Source organism: Actinomyces sp. 432, assembly GCF_009930875.1.
In the GTDB taxonomy this organism is placed as follows: domain Bacteria; phylum Actinomycetota; class Actinomycetes; order Actinomycetales; family Actinomycetaceae; genus Actinomyces.
This window is the reverse complement of the sequence record NZ_CP025249.1, coordinates 941,228-958,818: the sequence shown is the minus strand read 5'-3', so window position 1 is coordinate 958,818 and position 17,591 is coordinate 941,228. Positions and strand designations below refer to the sequence as shown.

Here is a 17,591-nt window from a genome sequence, read left to right as displayed (position 1 = left end):
GGGATCATTTGCAACGCCACTTCGGGGTTAACAACGCCTGTTAACGGCCTGCTGAAGGGCTGCGAGGTATACAGCAGGCCGTTAAGTAGCGTTGTTAACGTCCAGCCGGCGCAGCAGAGGCCGAGGCGGCCAACCCGACGCCGTCTCCGGCGCCCACCGACTTCCCGGCGCCCACCGGGGCCTCCAGTGATCCCCCGGGCCCACAGCCTCCCCCGCGTTTTGTCACTCGGACCGTCTGGGAGACCGTCTGGGAGCGCGTTTAAGGCGGCCCAACCGCAGGATGACGATCCAACCGGGGCAACGGATAGTGCGTCGACGACGCCGGTCGATCCCTCAACGACCCGGGCATGCCCGGCAACGGCATACGCACCAGGACACCGGCCCGACGACATCCTCACCGACCCGACAACGACCACCACACAACAACCCGAGCCCTTGTCCCCACACCCACAAACACGAAGAACCCTAAAACCCTCCCGGCAGAGCGAGGCGGACTTCTCCGACGGTACTCTGCGCCTCATCGGCCTGCTGCGGGCCATCATTGTGGCCCATTATTAAGGCACCGGCGAATCCAGGAGTGCTGCTACTGGAGAAGGCTGAGCGTTCTCTCAACAGCTCGATTGTGCGACTCCTGCCGTCAGTCCTGGCGCAAGTGCGCCGCTCTCCTGAGCTGCGGATCGTCCTGTCCACACACTCGCCAGGGATCCTGAACGACGAGGGCATCAACCCTGCCGAGGTACTTGTCCTAACACCGTTACTGATGACGGTTCCGGGGCGAAGCCTCAATCCCTGATCCCACACGCGGTCGACGAGCTCGGCCTCGGGCTTGCCATGTCGGGCGTCGTGGACGGCCTCATCTCCCCTGGCGACCCCACTGGCTTGCCCAAGGCAACGAGGAGCCGCTGATGGCTCGTACGCCGTACGTATTAACGAGTTCGCCCTAGAAGAACGGGACGTGGGAGGGGCGAGCAATGCCAGCCCCAGCCCGGCCCGCTTAGTGGCCCGCTTGGCTGCTATGCGGGAGGAGCTCCTAGCGACGTCTCCACGCTGAAATGCTGAATCTCGCACGTCCGTGTGCAGACAGCCCGGGCGCGGGCCTGCTGCAGCGGTCTCAGTCGCCGGCGGTGCGGGGCAGCTCGGCCAGGTCATCGCGGTGCACCACCGGGGCCACGTGGTCGCCGGGGGCGGGAGCGCCCCGGCCGCGGGCCTCCAGCACCTCCTCGATCTCGGAGGCCGCGTAGCGGCAGATACCGCGGGCGAGCACCCGCTGCGGCCCCACGATCTCCACCACGGAACCGGACTCGAAGTCCCCGTCCACGCCGACCACGCCGGGCAGCAGCAGCGACTTCTTCCCCTCCGTGACGGCACGCGCCGCACCGGCGTCGACCAGCACCCTGCCCTCGGGCATGGAGGCATGTGCCATCCATAGGCGCCGACTGGAGCGGTGCGGCCCGGTGGGGGCGAACCAGGTACCCAGGTCGGTGGGGATGGTGCGTCCGCCGAGCAGGCGCGGAGCGTCGTCGGCGTTGGCGATAATCGTGGCCGTGCCGGAGGCGCAGGCGATGGTGGCTGCCTGCACCTTGGTGGCCATGCCGCCTGTTCCCAGGGCGCCGGCGTCGCCATCCACCCGCACCCCGCAAGCTCGTCGCTTCCGCCCACGTAGCGGACCGGGTGGGCGCCGGGCGTGCCCGGGCGGGCCGTCCACATGCCGTCCACGTCCGTGAACAGGATGAGCACGTCGGCGGTCACCAGGTGGGACACCAGGGCGGCCAGGTGGTCGTTATCGCCCAGGTTGAACTCGGCGGTCGCTACGGCGTCGTTCTCATTGACCACGGGCACCGCCCCCATGGACAGCAGGGCGTCGAAGGTAGCGCGCACAGTCCGGTAGTGGCTGCGCACGGCCACGTCCTGAGCGGTCAACAGCACCTGTGCAGTCACCGCCCCATAGGCGCTAAGAGCAGTCTGCCAGCGAGAAACCAGGCGCCCCTGCCCCACGGACGCAGCGGCCTGCAGCAGGCGCAGCTCGCCGGGTCGAGTCTCCAGGCCAAGCGGAACCAGGCCGGCGGCCACTGCACCGGAGGAGACCAGTACGACGTCGTGCCCGCGTCGGCGCATGCCGGCAAGCAGCCCGGCCAGGATGTCGATGCGGTTCAGGTCCAGTCCGCCGTCGGGGCGAGTCAGTGAGGAGGAGCCGACCTTGAGCACGACGCGCGCCCCCTCCGGCAGTGCGTCGGGGCGCAGACCAACACCGCCGGCGCGCGCGTCTGCGCCCGCGCCCTGGTATACGGCCCCGTTTCTAGTCCCGGCGCCCCGGCCCGGCCCATGCAACTGTCCCGCGGCATTGGCAGGCGGAGTGCTCATGCGTCCTCCCAGTTGGCGGCGTCGGTCCACAGCCCCTCAGCGGCCTCGTCGCGCAGCTGCTGGCGGGCCGCCTCCTTGGCGTCCATCCACTCGTGGTAGCGCTCACGCCGCTCGGCGTTGGTACGGCGGTGGCGGTCCTCCAGGCGGGCGTCGGTACCGCGGGCGCCGAGCAGCTCCGCGCCGGTGGTCACGGACGGCTCCCAGGTGAAGATGACGCCGCCCTCAACCGCACCGATCAGCACGGTGTCCCCCGCGTGGGCGCCGGCCTTGGCCAGCTCATCCTCGACGCCGCCAGCGGCCAGCCGGTCAGCCAGGTAGCCGACCGCCTCGTCGTTGGAGAAGTCGGTCTGCCGCACCCAGCGCTCGGGCTTGGCCCCGCGCACCTGGTAGACGGTGCCCTCGGCGGGGTGCTGGATGACGGACACGGTCGCAGTCGCCTGCCCGCTGCGGCGGCCCACGGCAGCGGGGCGGATAACGGGCCGCACGGGCCCGGCGGCGGGGGCCTGGGCGCGGGCCCGCTGCACCAAGTCCGCCAGGGCGAAGGACAGCTGGGACAGCCCCGCGTGGGAGACGGCGGAGACGGTGAACACGGGCAGGCCCCGGGACTTGAAGTCCGCCTCCACCAACTCGGCCAGATCGGCCGCGTCGGGGACGTCGGCCTTGCCCAGCACCACCACGCGCGGGCGCTCCATCAGCGGCGGCAATCCGGTAAGCGCAGGGTCGGCCTCGTCGCGCCCAAGGTGCTCGGCGTAGGCGGCCAACTCGGCCTCGATGGTGTCGAAGTCACTGACCGGGTCACGCCCCGGCTCTAGGGTGGCGCAGTCCAGCACGTGCACTACCACAGCGCAGCGCTCGATGTGCCGCAGGAACTCCAGGCCCAGCCCCTTGCCCTCGCTCGCGCCCGGGATCAGCCCGGGCACGTCCGCCATGGTGTAGCGGACCTGGCCGGCCTCAACCACACCCAGGTTGGGGGTCAGCGTGGTGAAGGGGTAGTCGGCGATCTTGGGGCGTGCGGCACTCATGGCGGCGATCAGGGACGATTTGCCGGCACTGGGGTAGCCGACCAGGGCCACGTCGGCGACGGTCTTCAACTCCAGGGTGACATCATGCGCCTCGCCGGGCTCGCCCAGCAGATGGAAGCCGGGTGCCTTGCGCCTGGGGGACGCCAGGGAGAAGTTTCCGCGGCCGCCGGGCCCGCCCGCGGCGACGACGACGCGCTCGCCGACTTCAGTCAGGTCCGCCAGCACGCCGCCTTCGGAATCCTTCACGACGGTACCCAGCGGCACTGGCAGCACCAGGTCCTCGCCGTCGGCACCCCGGTGCCAGCCGCCCTGGCCGGGGGTGCCGGACTCGGCGCGCCGATGCGGTGCGCGGTGGTAGGTGAGCAGTGTGGTCACGCGCGGGTCGGCGGACAGGATGACGCTGCCGCCATTTCCGCCGTCGCCGCCGTCGGGGCCGGCCAGCGGCTTGTACTTCTCACGGTGGATCGACGTACAACCATTTCCGCCGTCGCCGCCGGCGACGTGCAGGACCACCCGGTCAATGAAGCTGGGCATGAACGACTCCTCGGAGTGAACGGGGCGACCTCCCCGGGGCCGGCATGCGCGAGGGCGGACGGCCGAAGCCGCCCGCCCTCGCGGATACCGTCATGACGCTGGAGGCTGTGTCAGCCTTCGGATGCGACCACGTTGACGACCTTGCGGTCTCGGAAGGTACCGAACTTGACGTTGCCTGCGGTCAGGGCGAACAGCGTGTCGTCCTTGCCGCGGCCCACGTTGTTGCCGGGGTGGAAGTGAGTGCCGCGCTGGCGGACGATGATCTCGCCGGCCTTGACGAACTGTCCGCCGAAGCGCTTAACGCCGAGGCGCTGGGCGTTGGAGTCGCGGCCGTTGCGGGAGGAACCAAGACCCTTCTTGTGTGCCATGTGTCGGGCTTCTTTCTGTTTCGCTGTTGCCTAAGAGGATACTGCGGCGGGACGAGCCACTCAGCCGATCGCGGTGACCTTGATGGCGGTGAGCTTGGCGCGGTGACCCTGGCGCTTGCGGTAGCCCGTCTTGTTCTTGAACTTGAGGATGTTGATCTTGGGGCCCTTCTCGTCGCCGACGATCTCGGCCTTGACGGAGGACTTGGCCAGGTCCGCCGCGGAAGCGGTCACCTTGTCTCCATCCACCAGCATGACGGGGGCGAGGGTTACCTCGTCGCCGACCTCGCCGGCAAGCTTGTCGACAACCACGACGTCACCGACGGAGACCTTCTCCTGACGGCCGCCGGCCTTGACGATCGCGTAGACCACTTGACTGCTCATCTCTGTCGTATCTTCTAGCCGCTCGCTCCCGGGAGCACTGCTCCACCGCTCGCGGGCGACTACCTGGGCAATGGTGCGGAACGCACCGCCGGATTACTTTATGCGATCCGGCGGGCAACACCAACCTGTAGGGGCTTGCGAGACCTGTGTTCTTCCGCACCTCACAGCTCGCGGGGCGCGCCCCGCGGGTGCCGGGCGTCCGCCGCGCCAGAACGGCGACCGCTGCTCACGCAGCGGCCACCGCCCCAGCCATTCACTCGCCCGCGTCGGCGGAGTCGGGGCAGCGCCGCCATCCGTGTCCGAGTCATGCTCGTGCGCATGCTCGGAAGCCGCCGCGATCTGCGCCAGCGCACCGCGCACGGCCGAGCGAGCGGCATCATCCCGGTCCCCGTCCGCAGCCGCGGACTTGCCGCGTCCCCCAGACCGTCCCGACCTGCCGGAGGACTTGGCTGACTTGCCCGCTCCCTTGGCGGACTTCCCCTCGGACTTCGCGCCGTCGTCGTCGCGGCCGCGGCGGCCCCGCCCGGAGCCGGAGCCGCGCGAGGCGGAGGCGGACATGTCCACCGCCTGGTTCTCCACCGGGTGCTCGTGGACGATGAAGCCGCGCCCGCCGCAGCACTCGCAGGGGGTGGAGAAGGCCTCCACCAGCCCCTGCCCGACGCGCTTGCGGGTCATCTGCACCAGCCCCAGGGAGGTGACCTCCGTGACCTGGTGGCGGGTGCGGTCGCGCCCCAGGCACTCCACCAGGCGGCGCAGCACCAGGTCGCGGTTGGACTCCAGCACCATGTCCACGAAGTCGATCACCACCATGCCGCCGATGTCGCGCAGCCGCAGCTGGCGCACGATCTCCTCGGCCGCCTCCAGGTTGTTGCGGGTGATGGTCTCCTCCAGGGTGCCGTCCGCGCCCCCGGTGAAGCGCCCGGTGTTGACGTCGATCACGGTCATGGCCTCGGTGCGGTCGATGATCAGCGTGCCGCCGCTGGGCAGCCAGACCTTCCGGTCAAAGCCCTTGGCGAGCTGCTCGTCGATGCGGTGGGCGGTGAACACGTCCTCGGGGCTGACCCAGTGCTCCAGCCGTTCGGTCAGCTCGGGGCTGAGGTCGGACACGTAGTTGGAGATGGTCTTCCAGGCGTCGGGGCCCTGCACGATCAGCTTGCGGAAGTCCTCGTTGAAGACGTCGCGCACCACGCGCACGGCCAGTTCGGGCTCCTCCTTCAGCAGCATGGGCGCCTTCCCGGAGCCCTTGAGCACCTGGGAGGACTTCTTGTCGATGCTCTCCCACTGAGCCACGAGTCGCTTCACGTCGTCAGCGAGCTGCTCCTCCCCCGCGCCCTCGGCGGCGGTGCGGACGATCACGCCGGCGTCGTCCGGGACGATCCGCTTGAGGATCTTCTTCAACCGGTTGCGCTCGGCGTCGGGGAGCTTGCGGGAGATGCCGGTCATGGTGCCGCCGGGCACCAGCACCAGGTAGCGGCCGGCGAGGGTGATCTGGCTGGTCAGCCGCGCACCCTTGTGACCGATGGGGTCCTTGGTGACCTGCACCAGGACCGCGTCCCCACTGGACAGCGCGTCCTCGATGCGGCGCGGCTTGCCCTCCATGCCGGCGGCGTCCCAGTTGACCTCGCCGGCGTAAAGGACGGCGTTGCGGCCCTTGCCGATGTCCACGAAAGCAGCCTCCATGGACGGCAGCACGTTCTGCACGCGCCCGACGTAGACATTGCCCACCAGCGAGGCCTGGGTGTGGCGGGCCACGTAGTGCTCCACCAGCAACCCGTCCTCGAGCACCGCGATCTGGTTCAGGCCGTCCTGCTCGCGCACCACCATCTGCCGGTCGACGCTCTCGCGGCGGGCAAGGAACTCGGCCTCAGTAATGATGGGCCGACGCCGGCCGGCAGCACGTCCCTCACGGCGGCGCTGACGCTTGGCCTCCAGGCGGGTGGAGCCCTTGAGCGCGGTGATCTCGTCCCGGGAGGCGTCGGAGCGGCTACGCGATCGACGACGCCGACGGCGCGAGCTGCCGGCGCTCTCCTCCGGTGTCTCGGCGGAGGCCTGGTCGGCGGGCGCGCTGTCTGCGACGTCGGCGGCCACCTCGCCGACCTCGTCTGCGTCGTCGGCGCTCTCGGTCGTGGTACCCCGCCCTTCGGCGCGGGAGCGGGCGCGCCGCCCACGTCCGCCGCGGCGGCGCTTGCGGCGGCCGGTGGAGGCGTCCTTGTTGTTCTCGGCGGCCTCAGTGGTTTCTTCGCCCTCCGCGCCCTCGGTCGGGGCGGGCTGGGAGGATGCGGCCTCTTCGGCGTCGGTATCGCGGGCCGGGTCGGCGTTGCGGCTGCGGCGCCTGGCGGGGGAGGTCTCTTCCACGTGCTCGGGCGCGGTGGAGGCGGCGGTCGCGCGACGACGCCGCCGACGCCCGCCACCAGCGCGGGTACCGGCAACGGCCTCGCCGGAATCTGCGGCGTCGGCATCACCGGAGTCAGCGCCGACCGAGGCGGCGGCGCCGGACTTGACGGCCGGGGCGTCCTGGTCCCGGCGCGAGGCGGTTTCGGCGCTCGGCTCCGCCGGTTGGGCCTGGGCCGGGGTGGTCGCGGCGACCCTCACCTTGCGGCGCCGCCGGGCCAGCGCCGGATCAGGGGCCTGGAACAGGAGCGATGCGGCGGGTAGCTGCGGCTCCTCCGGCTCCGGCAAGTCCTCCTCCAGCACCGACGCGGACGCTCCGGCGTCTGCCTCAGACTCGGGTTCGGAGGCCGAGTCGGACTCAGGGTCAGGGTCTGCCGCGTCCTCGGCCTCGTCGTCGGCGCCATCGACCTCGCTGCCCTCGGTCTCGGGGGCCTCGGCATCTTCTGCATCTTCTGCTTGTACGGCATCGGCGCCTTCGCTCTCCGCGGCATCGGGGGCTTCCGCCTGCGCAGCATCATCGGCGGAGTCGGCGGAGTCGACCGCCGGGGCGTCGTATTCCGCGGGCGTTCCCGCGGACGCGTCGGAGTCAGCGGCTTCGACACCCTCTGCCTGCGGCACAGCCGCCTGCGCCTCGGCGTCTGCGACGTCGGAGACCCTGCTCGGCGCGTCGGGAGCGGTCTCGGGCGTGGTTACGGCGGCGGTGACTCGACGGTGCCGGCGAGCCGGGCGCTTGGGGGTGCTTGTCTCCTCGGAGCCCTGAGCGTGTGCGTCGTGTGAGCGCGATGACGAGGGTGACATGGGTCTATCTGCACTTTCGGGCGCTATGGCTCCGCCGTACCCGCGGCGCCATAGCGCGGTCGCGCTCCCCTGGCGGGGAGCGAAAAGCCTACATGTGCGCCTTGTGGCGCCGGCCTGCGGCGGAACTCGCACATTGCGGAAGTGCGGCGGCGCTCTGGGCGGCGCAATTCTTCCGGGCGGTCTCGGCCGAGGGTCGGACACCGACTGCCGGTACGGGACCGCCGGTGCCACGGGCAGTATCCCACAGGTGCGAGCCGACCGGGCCACAGTCACACAGGTGGCGCCGTCGTCTCGCCCACGGCGGACAGGCCAACCGGCGCACGCCGCCCCAGCACTGTCACAAACGGTGACAAACGCACCCGCGCCGCCGACGCGCCATCACCAAAACGTCGAAATCACGCGGTTTCAGATTCGAGCCGGGACGTCGGGGCGCGCGTTTGTCACCAATTCTGACAACCGACCGCTCCATCCCAGGCCGATGCACAGCCGTGCAACGAGTCGTATCTTTTCGCGACACACCGTCACCCGCCTATACTTGACCTATCTCCCGGGGAGCCCCTATATGGTTCCTCTTATATTTCCCGTGGTCCTCGCGAAAGGCGGCGCAGATGAGCCTCGCACCCATGGCGCTCGACTCCCTCGACGTGGCTCGATGGCAGTTCGGCATCACCACCGTCTACCACTTCATCCTGGTACCGCTCACAATCGGCCTGTCTCCGCTGGTCGCGCTCATGGAGACGCTCCACCTACGCACCGGCAACGAGCAGTGGCGGACGGCCACCCGGTTCTTCGGCAACCTTCTGCTGATCAACTTCGCGCTCGGTGTGGCCACCGGCATCGTGCAGGAGTTCCAGTTCGGCATGAACTGGTCGGAGTACTCCCGGTTCGTCGGCAACATCTTTGGGGCTCCGCTGGCCTTCGAGGCGCTGCTGGCATTCTTCATGGAGTCCACCTTCCTGGGCCTGTGGATCTTCGGTCGCGACCGCCTGTCCCCAAGTTGCACAACCTGTGCATCTGGATGGTCGCCCTGGGCACCAACCTCTCCGCCTTCTTCATCCTCGCCGCCAACTCCTGGATGCAGCACCCGGTGGGCGCCGTCGTCAACCCGGACACCGGTCGGGCGGAGCTGGACGGCGTCGGCGGGTTCTTCGAGGTGCTGGGCAACAAGATCCTTTGGGTCACCGTGGCGCACGTGCTGGCCTCAGCCTTCCTGGTGGCGGGCACGCTCATCCTGGGAGTGTCCGCGTGGTGGATGATCAAGGCCACGCGCGCCGGGCAGGACTTCGAGGCCAGACACCTGTGGCGCCGCATGACGCGCTTCGGTGCGGTGACCATGGTCATCGCCGGCATTCTGACAGCCGGCTCCGGCCACATCCAGGGGCAGATTGTGGCCGAGGAGCAGCCGGCCAAGATGGCGGCGGCCGAGATGCTGTGCGAGACCGAGTCCGGCGCCGGCTTCACCGTGGCCGCCTTCGGCTCCTGCGCCGACGGCACCGCCAAGCATCTGATCACCGTCCCCTATGTATACTCCTTCATGGCCACCAACGATCCGAACGCCGAGATCATGGGTCTGAACGACGCCCAGGAGCTTTACGCGGAGCGCTACGGCGACGGCGTGGACTACACCCCCAACGAGATGATCACCTTCTGGTCCTTCCGCCTGATGATCGGCCTGGGCATGCTCGCCGTCGCCATCGGCGTCGTCGCCCTGTGGCTGACGCGCCGCGACCGCCTGGTCGACTCCCCGCTGTTGGGCAAGATCGCCCTGTGGAGCATGTGGCTGCCCTTCGTCGCCGCCTCGTTCGGTTGGATCATGACCGAGATGGGGCGGCAGCCCTGGGTGGTGGTGCCTAACCTTGCCGATCCCGTCTCCCAGGTCTATATGCTCACCGCCGACGGCGTCTCCACGGTCGTCTCCCCCGGCACCGTGCTGGCGTCGCTGATCGGCTTCACGCTGTTGTATGCCGCCCTCGGCGTCGTGTGGTTCCTGCTGCTGCGCCGCTACGTTCGCGAGGGCGTGCGCACCCAGGTGCCCGACGTCGTCGAAGACGCTGCCGGGCGCCCGGCCGACGACGCCGAGACGCTGCTGTCGTTCCAGTACTAGTCCCGTTACCGATGCGCACCCCAGCCGCTGTCAAGGCCTGCGGCGGCCGATGCCATTGCCCGCCGACTCTGCCACCAACCAACGCACAATCCGACTAACCCGTGGAGCCCACCGTGACACTCTCCGTCCTCTGGTTCATCCTCATTGCGATCCTCTGGGTCGGCTACCTGACCTTGGAGGGCTTCGACTTCGGCGTGGGCATGCTGCTGAAGATCCTCGGCCGTGACGAGCGGGAGCGGCGCGCCATGGTGCGCGCCATCGGCCCCCACTGGGACGGCAACGAGGTGTGGCTGCTGACCGCCGGCGGCGCCACCTTCGCCGCCTTCCCCGAGTGGTACGGCACCCTGTTCTCCGGCGCCTACCTAGTGCTGTTCCTGATCCTGCTGTGCCTGATCGTGCGCGTGTGCGCCATCGAGTGGCGCGGCCGGATCAACGATCAGACCTGGCGCGACCGGTGGGACTGGGCGCACACCATTGCCGCCTGGCTGCCCTCGATCCTGTGGGGTGCGGCCTTCGCGAACATGGTGCAGGGCATGGAGATCGAGGTGATCGACACCACCACCGGCGCGCCCGTGCCGGCCGGTGAAGTGCCTGCCGACGCACTGATCCTCGGCGCCTCCCACCTGCTCACCGGAGGGTTCTTCAGCCTGCTCACGCCCTTCACGCTGCTGGGCGGCGCAGCCACCTGCCTGCTGTTCCTCACTCACGGAGCCCTGTTCACCGCGCTGAAGACGGCCGGCGACCTGTCCGTGCGGGCGAGTGCCTTCGCCCGTCGCTGCGGGGTCGCCTCGACGGCGGTCGCGGCCGCCTGGGGCTTGTGGGCGACCAGCTACTCGGCCACCGCCTGGGTCTGGCTGCCACTGGTAGTGGCGGCGTTGGCGCTCGTCGGCTCCCTGGTGGCCTCGTTCCGCGGTCGGCAGGGGCTCGCCTTCGGCCTGCACTTCGCCGGTATCGCCGGAGTCGGGGCGCTCATCTTCACGGCCATGACGCCCGACGTCATGCGCTCCTCGATCGACCCCGCTTACTCACTGACCATCGCGCAGGCCGCCTCCGCCGACGCCACCCTGGCGATCATGACGGTTGCCGCCGTCGTCTTCCTGCCGGTGGTGCTCTTCTACACGATCTGGGGGTACCGGACTTTCTCCGCGCGCATCAACGCCGAACGGATCGACCCCGACGCCGGTGGACTGCACCCCACACGTGTGCGCGACAACGCCCAGCCCGCGCCCGTCGATCACTGAGGCGCTCACCGAGGCGGGCCGACGCTCGCCCGTGGCCCGACGACGCCGTCTACTACGCCACTTCACCGTTGGGTACGCCAGTTCAAGGTTCGCTGAACGGCCCACAGCAATTCAGCAGACCGCTAATTAGCGGAGCAGACGCACTCAGCCCTCCGACGTTGGCGGGCCCACAGCCCTGCGGGCCTCCTCCTGGGACTCCATGAGCTCGTTGTACTCGGTGAAGTCGCGAGCATCTGCGCACAGCTCGCGGGTCGTCTCGATGATCCGTTCCGGGACGATGATGCCGTACCAGGCGATTGTTGAGATCGCGCATTCGCATGCAGCCCCCACGTCGCCTTCGCATATCAGGTTCAGGTTGCGGGCGTCCTCGGAGTCCGCGCCCCGACAATCAGCAACGACGGCGATCAATTCATCCCAGCTAGCCACATCCCAAATGTACTTCTACGCCGGCAGACGGGGCCAGACGACGGCGACGAACGCTGTGTCGGCCTGCCCCTCCCCATCGGCGTGGGGTACGGATTCAGCACCGCTGCCGGTATCTGGTGCTGGCTGCTTCAAAGCGTGCGGCAAACACTGAACCGCCTGCCTCGGGGAGCCATCCGGATGCAGCCGGGTGACTCCCCACCATTATGCGACTTCGGCCTCATGACATACAAGCGAATAATGCTGAGGCCGAGGCTGTGAGCGCGACGGCGCCCCACCACCCCCAATCCCCATCAAGAACCCACTCCCGGGACCACGGTCCCACTGCGGCACTATGCTGTTTGGGTGAAGCCGTTGGATCCCCGACTCATGCGGTACGCCGCCGCGGCCCGGCGCTACATCGCCACGACGGCGGTCACGGGCGCGCTCACCGCGCTGCTTGTCGTCGCCCAGGCGTACCTCATCGCCCACGCCATCTCCCCGGTCATCACCGGCACCGCCGCCCCTAGCACCGTGCGGCCCGCGATAGCGGCGCTGGCCGGGGTGGTAGCGGCCCGGGCACTGGTCCTGTACGTGCAGGAGTCGCGCGCCCACCGGGCGGCCACCGACGTCACCACCGACCTGCGCCACCAAGTGCTGCAGCGCGCCGCCACTCTTGGGCCGCGCTGGCGAGCCGTCCACGGCGCGGACACCGCCACCCTGCTCACGCGCGGCCTGGACGACCTCGAGCCCTACTTCACCCGCTACCTGCCGCAACTGCTACTGGCGGCCACCGTCACCCCGGCCACCGGCCTGGTGCTACTCACCCAAGACCTGCCCTCCGCGATCGCAGTGGCCTGCACCATCCCGCTGATCCCGATATTCATGATCCTAATCGGCCGCCTCACCCAGACCCATTCCGAGGCCCGACTGCGCACCATGGAACGCCTGGGCAGCCAACTGCTGGACCTGCTGGCGGGCCTGCCCACCCTCAAGGCGCTGGGCCGTCAGGCCGGCCCCGCCCGGCGGGTGCGCGAACTCGGCCGCGCCTACAACGCCACCACCATGTCCACGCTGCGGGTGGCCTTCCTGTCCGGTGCGGTGCTGGAGTTCATCACCACCCTGTCGGTGGCGATCGTCGCCGTCGAGGTGGGCTTCCGGCTGCTGTACGGGCGCATGGACCTGGCCACCGGCCTGCTGGTCATCATGATCACCCCGGAGGTCTACCAGCCGTTGCGGCAGGTCGGCTTCCAGTTCCACGCCTCTGCCAACGGGGTGGCCGCCGCCGAGGCGGTCTTCGCGGTGCTTGAGGAGCCCACGCCGACGCCTGGCACCACCCCCGCCCCCGACCTGTGCACATCCCGCATCGAGTTTGAGCAGGTTTCCGTGGCCGCCCGCGGCGCCTGGGCACCCGCCGACCTCACGGCAACAATCCGCCCCGGCCGGGTGGTGGCCCTGACTGGAGCCTCCGGTGCCGGCAAGACCACCACCGCCGGGCTGCTACTCGGACTGCTACCCCCGACCGGGGTCGGGTACGGGTGGTCACCGCCGCGGACTCGGGAGTGGACCTGGCCGACGTCGCCCCCGCCTCCTGGTGGGAGCAGATCACCTGGGTGCCGCAGCGCCCCGTGATCGTGCCCGGCACGCTGCTGGAAAACGTCCTCGGCCGGCCCCCAACCGACGCCGACACCCCAGCCCCGGCCGATGCCGGCGGGCACGCCCCGGCGGACGCCGTCCCCGTCCCGCCCGCCCTGGCGGATGCCGCCGCGGCCACCGGATTCGACGAGGTCGTCGCCGGTCTGCCCGCAGGCTGGCACACGCGCGTAGGCCAGGGCGGCGTGGGACTGTCGGTCGGACAGCGCCAGCGACTGGCTCTCACCCGCGCCCTGGTCACCGACGCCCCCCTGGTGCTGCTCGACGAGCCCACCGCCCATCTCGACGCCGCCAGCCAGGCGCGGGTGCTCGATGCCGTAGCCGCTCTACGCGCGGCAGGCCGCACCGTCGTGGTGATCGCACACCGGGCGGCGCTCGTCTCCCTGGCCGACGACGTGATCGAGGTAACTTCACGCCCCGCCACCGGGGACGTGCTCGTCCCAGAGGCCGGCCACGCCGGACCCAGTGACGCCGCTACCGGGGACACCGATCCAGACACCGATCCAATGGACATGCTCGTATTCTCAGGAGGCGACCGGTGAGTGCCGCGTTGACTGCCTCCGAGCGGAGTGCCCTGCGCCGCGCCGTGGATCTACTCGACCTGAGCGGCGCCCGATTCACCGCATCCGTAATCGTCGGCTCGCTGGGGCTGGCCAGCGCAGTATGCCTGTCCGCCGTCGCCGCCTGGCTGATCGCCCGCGCCTCACAGACCCCGGAGGTGGTGGCTCTCGGGGTGGCTCCGGTAGCGGTGCGCCTATTCGGAATCTCGCGCTCCGTGCTGCGCTACTGCGAGCGCCTGCTGTCCCACGACACGGCACTGCGGGGCATGAGCGCGCTGCGCACCCGGCTGTATGAGACTCTGGCCGGCGCCCGCACGGACACGGTTGCGGGGCTGCGCCGCGGGGACGTGCTGGCGCGTGTGGGCGCCGACGTGGACGCCGTTGGGGACCTGGTGGTGCGCTCACTGCTGCCGATCGCGGTGGCCGCCGCCCTGGGTCTGGCCACCAGCCTGGGACTGGCCCTCGTGTATCCGCCGGCGGGCGCGATCCTGGCGGTCTGCCTGCTGCTCTCGGGCGTCGCCGGGCCCCTGATGACGATCCGCTCGGCGCGCGCCGCCGAGCTGGCACGCCAGGAGCAGGCCACCGACCTGTCGGCCGCCGTCGTGAACCTGCTCGACGGTGCCGACGAGCTGCGCGTCTCCGGACGCATGCCACGCACCATGAGCGACCTGGCCGGCTTGGAGGACCACCTGGCCGCCACCCGTGACCGGGCGGCCCGGCCCGCCGCCCTGGCCGCCGTCATCGACACCACCGCCATGGGTCTGGCCGTGCTCGGCAACATACTCGTGGGCGCCCAAGCCGTATCCGACGGGCGCCTGGCCCCGGTGTGGCTGGCGGTGATCGTGCTGGTGCCGCTGAGCGCCTTCGAGGCCTCGGCCGCCCTGGGCCCCGCGTCTGTCCAGTTGGTGACCTCGGCGGGCGCAGCCGTACGCATCATGGCCCTGCTCGACGACGCCGCCGCCTCCGCCGCCCACGTGCCCACGCCGCGCCCATTGCCCGCCGCGAGCACCTCCGGTCCGCACCTGCGTGCGCGTGACTTGGCGGTCGGCTGGCCGGGCGGACCGGTTGTCGTCTCCGGCGTCGACCTGGACCTGACGCCGAGGCGGCGCCTGGCCATCGTGGGCCCCTCCGGCGTCGGCAAGACCACGCTGCTGCTAACCCTCGCCGGCCTGCTGGAGCCGCGGGGAGGAGAGCTGACCCTGGATGGGGCGCCGCCGTGGAGTGCGGATCGGGCGGAGGCTGCCGGGCGCGTGAGCCTGACTGCGGAGGACGCGCATGTATTCGACACCACGGTGCTGGAGAACCTGCGCGTGGCCGACGGCGCACTTACCCGCGAGCGGGCTGTCACCCTGCTGGCACGGGCCGGGCTGGGTGACTGGTTGGCCCGTCTTCCCGATGGGCTGGACACGCGCCTGGGGGCGGATGCGACGGCCGTTTCCGGCGGCGAGCGGCGCCGCCTGCTGCTGGCTCGCGCCCTGGCCGCGCCCGCGCCGCTGATGCTGCTGGACGAGCCCGGCGAGCACCTGGATGCCGCCACCGCCGACCGCCTGGTCGGGGACCTGCTGCACGCCGGCGCTACAGACGCCCCCACCACCGGTGTGGAGGCCTCGGGCGGTGACACGACCGACCCCGCCGCCGATGCCCGCGGCGTATTGTTGGTAACCCACCGTCTGTCTGCCCTGGCGGACGCCGACGAGGTACTGGTCCTGGGCGCTCCACAGGACGCCAACGACCCACACCACACGGACGATGCCGATGGTTCCCCGCGCGGCGCCCCCGCGACGGTGACGCGCCGCGGCACCCACGCGAGCCTCGCGGCGTCCGATCCCGCATATCGCTGGTCCCTTAAGCAGGAGCGCGAGAAACATGGCTGAAGCACCTTCATACCCCGGCAACCCCGCCTATAGCGACATCCACGACGCACCAACGGGCAGCACCGTGCGCCTGTTCCGAGCTGCCCTCCGTCTGACGAGCTCACTGAAGGTACCGGAGGCGCTGAACCGGCTCGTGGACTCCGCCTGTGCGCTTACCGGAGCCGGATGGGGAACGATCGCTGCCCCGGCATCGGTCGATCCCTTAACGGCCGCATCCCTGACCACCGGCACAGCCACAGCCTCCGCCGACGAGTTGGCGACCATGCTCGTCGGCGCCCCGGGGGCCGGCCCGGAGGACTCGGGGGTGGTGCTGCGCAACACTCCCGGCGACGGTGAGCCCTGTGGTGCGATCCTTTCCGCCCCACTGCGCGTACGCGGACAGATTTACGGACGTCTCTACCTGTGCGACAAGCGAGGCGGATTCACGGAGGCGGATGTCACTGCGGTGCTGACGTTGGCGGAGGCCGCGGCCGTGGCGCTGGAGAACGCGCGCCTGTACCGGGAAGCCCGGGACCGGGAGCAGTGGATGGCTGTTTCGCAGGAGCTGACCACAATGCTTCTCTCCGGCGCGGACGAGGAGGACGTACTTACCCTGATTGCACGCAGGGTGCGGGAGGTCGCCCACGCGGACACCTCCGCCCTGGTGCTGCCCAGTGTGGGTGACACGTGGATCTGCGAGATCGCGGATGGCGATCATGCCGATGAGCTGGTGGGCACGTTCTTTCCGCCCGAGGGACGGGCCCTTAAGACCTTGGCACGCCGCACCGGACTGATCGAGGACTCGCTGGCTGACGCCTGGGGTGCCTCCGACCTGCTGGTGCAGGAGCTCGCCCAGTTCGGGCCGGCACTGTATGCACCCATGATCCACCGGGGCCGCGGCGTAGGGGTAATGCTGCTGCTGCGGGCGCAGGGCGCCGAACGCTTCACCCAGCAGGACCTGGAGATCGCCGAACTGGTGGCGGGGCAGGCCACGGTCGCCTTTGAGCTGGCCGACGCCCAGCATGCGGAGGAGATGGCGACCCTGCTGGATGAACGGGCTCGCATCGGCCGCGACCTGCACGACTTGGCCATCCAGCAGCTGTTCGCCACCGGCATGCAGTTGTCGGCTGCGCGTGACCGGCTCGACCGGGAGGGCTCCGCGGCGGGCACGGATATGTCAGTCGCCTGTCAGGCACTGGATGCGTCACTGGCGGCGGTGGACGACTCGGTGCGGCAGATCCGCTCGATCGTGCGTTCCCTGCGGGACCGTGATGAGGACGTCAGCGTGGTGGAGAGGCTGCGCCGGGAGGCCTCGCTGGCCCGCACGTCCCTGGGCTATGCCCCCTCCTTGATCCTCACCGTGGACGGCCACGGCCTGGCGCAGGCGGGGCGTGAGCGGGAGGACGAGCTAATCGGTGTGATCGACGCGGCGGTTGAGCCCGATATCGCCGATGACATCGTCGCCGTGGTGCGGGAGGGGTTGTCGAATGTGGCCCGGCACGCCAAGGCATCCTCAGTTACGGTTGACGTCAAGGTAGAGGGCCTGCTTGCGTCGCAGCCGCCCGCCGGCCAGGACGGCGCCGCTTCGGGTGACGCCGAGCCCTTCCGGGGTGCACCGGTGGTGGAGGTGGTCTGCCGAGACGACGGCGTCGGCGTCGATCCCGCCGTCACCCGCCGCTCGGGGACCGCGAATATGGCAGAGCGGGCGCGTCGCCACGGCGGCAGCTTCGTAATCGGCCCGCGTGCGCGCTCCGATGGTGAGAGGCGCGGCACCTGCTTCACCTGGAGAGTGCCGCTAGAACGGCCGCGTATGGTTCCCGGCCTGATTCCAAACAGCTGATCCCGCCCGCAGCCGGGATCGGAGGAGCTCATGCAGGCGTCTCGCGGACCTGAGGCGGCCACTGCCCGGGCACCCTGGGCGGC

8 protein-coding genes and 3 pseudogenes are annotated in these 17,591 nt (G+C 70.1%); 5 read left to right on the top strand and 6 right to left on the bottom strand.

Going from position 1 to position 17,591, the window contains the following annotated elements; all coding sequences use genetic code 11:
• Positions 1-1,111: 1,111 nt before the first annotated feature.
• From proB to CWT12_RS03900, 5 genes and pseudogenes are all read right to left on the bottom strand, one after another.
• A pseudogene (gene proB / locus CWT12_RS03920) lies at positions 1,112-2,361 on the bottom strand (glutamate 5-kinase).
• Complete coding sequence (gene obgE / locus CWT12_RS03915; RefSeq protein WP_161923787.1) at positions 2,358-3,917, bottom strand: GTPase ObgE; 1,560 nt, start codon at positions 3,915-3,917, stop codon at positions 2,358-2,360. Before obgE ends, proB begins: the two are co-directional and overlap by 4 nt.
• Before the next feature lie 110 nt (positions 3,918-4,027).
• The gene (gene rpmA, locus CWT12_RS03910; protein ID WP_161923786.1) at positions 4,028-4,285 is read right to left on the bottom strand and encodes a 50S ribosomal protein L27; all 258 of its coding nucleotides are present in this window, start codon (positions 4,283-4,285) and stop codon (positions 4,028-4,030) included.
• A 60-nt stretch (positions 4,286-4,345) separates the two neighbouring features.
• Positions 4,346-4,666, bottom strand: coding sequence for a 50S ribosomal protein L21 (rplU, locus tag CWT12_RS03905; RefSeq protein ID WP_073327243.1), 321 nt, complete (start codon positions 4,664-4,666; stop codon positions 4,346-4,348).
• Between the two features lie 93 nt (positions 4,667-4,759).
• Positions 4,760-7,855 (bottom strand): Rne/Rng family ribonuclease, encoded by a 3,096-nt coding sequence (locus CWT12_RS03900; protein WP_161923785.1) that lies wholly within the window; start codon positions 7,853-7,855, stop codon positions 4,760-4,762.
• A gap of 608 nt (positions 7,856-8,463) precedes the next feature.
• Between CWT12_RS03900 and CWT12_RS03895 the strand changes: the two are divergent.
• Positions 8,464-9,959: pseudogene (locus CWT12_RS03895) on the top strand (cytochrome ubiquinol oxidase subunit I).
• A gap of 113 nt (positions 9,960-10,072) precedes the next feature.
• Positions 10,073-11,200: a cytochrome d ubiquinol oxidase subunit II gene (gene cydB / locus CWT12_RS03890; RefSeq protein ID WP_161923784.1), complete on the top strand. Its 1,128-nt coding sequence runs from the start codon at positions 10,073-10,075 to the stop codon at positions 11,198-11,200.
• A gap of 144 nt (positions 11,201-11,344) precedes the next feature.
• On the opposite strand, the gene CWT12_RS03885 is transcribed toward cydB, so the two are convergent.
• On the bottom strand, positions 11,345-11,626 hold the full coding sequence (locus CWT12_RS03885; RefSeq protein WP_161923783.1) for a hypothetical protein: 282 nt from the start codon (positions 11,624-11,626) through the stop codon (positions 11,345-11,347).
• A 342-nt stretch (positions 11,627-11,968) separates the two neighbouring features.
• Here CWT12_RS03885 and cydD point away from each other — a divergent pair.
• From cydD to CWT12_RS03870, 3 genes and pseudogenes are all read left to right on the top strand, one after another.
• Positions 11,969-13,797: pseudogene (gene cydD / locus CWT12_RS03880) on the top strand (thiol reductant ABC exporter subunit CydD).
• Positions 13,794-15,689 (top strand): thiol reductant ABC exporter subunit CydC, encoded by a 1,896-nt coding sequence (gene cydC / locus CWT12_RS03875; RefSeq protein WP_161923782.1) that lies wholly within the window; start codon positions 13,794-13,796, stop codon positions 15,687-15,689. Before cydD ends, cydC begins: the two are co-directional and overlap by 4 nt.
• Positions 15,682-17,508 carry a GAF domain-containing sensor histidine kinase gene (locus CWT12_RS03870; protein ID WP_161923781.1) on the top strand — a complete coding sequence of 609 codons (1,827 nt, stop codon included), beginning with the start codon at positions 15,682-15,684 and terminating at the stop codon, positions 17,506-17,508. Before cydC ends, CWT12_RS03870 begins: the two co-directional genes overlap by 8 nt.
• Positions 17,509-17,591: the final 83 nt, after the last annotated feature.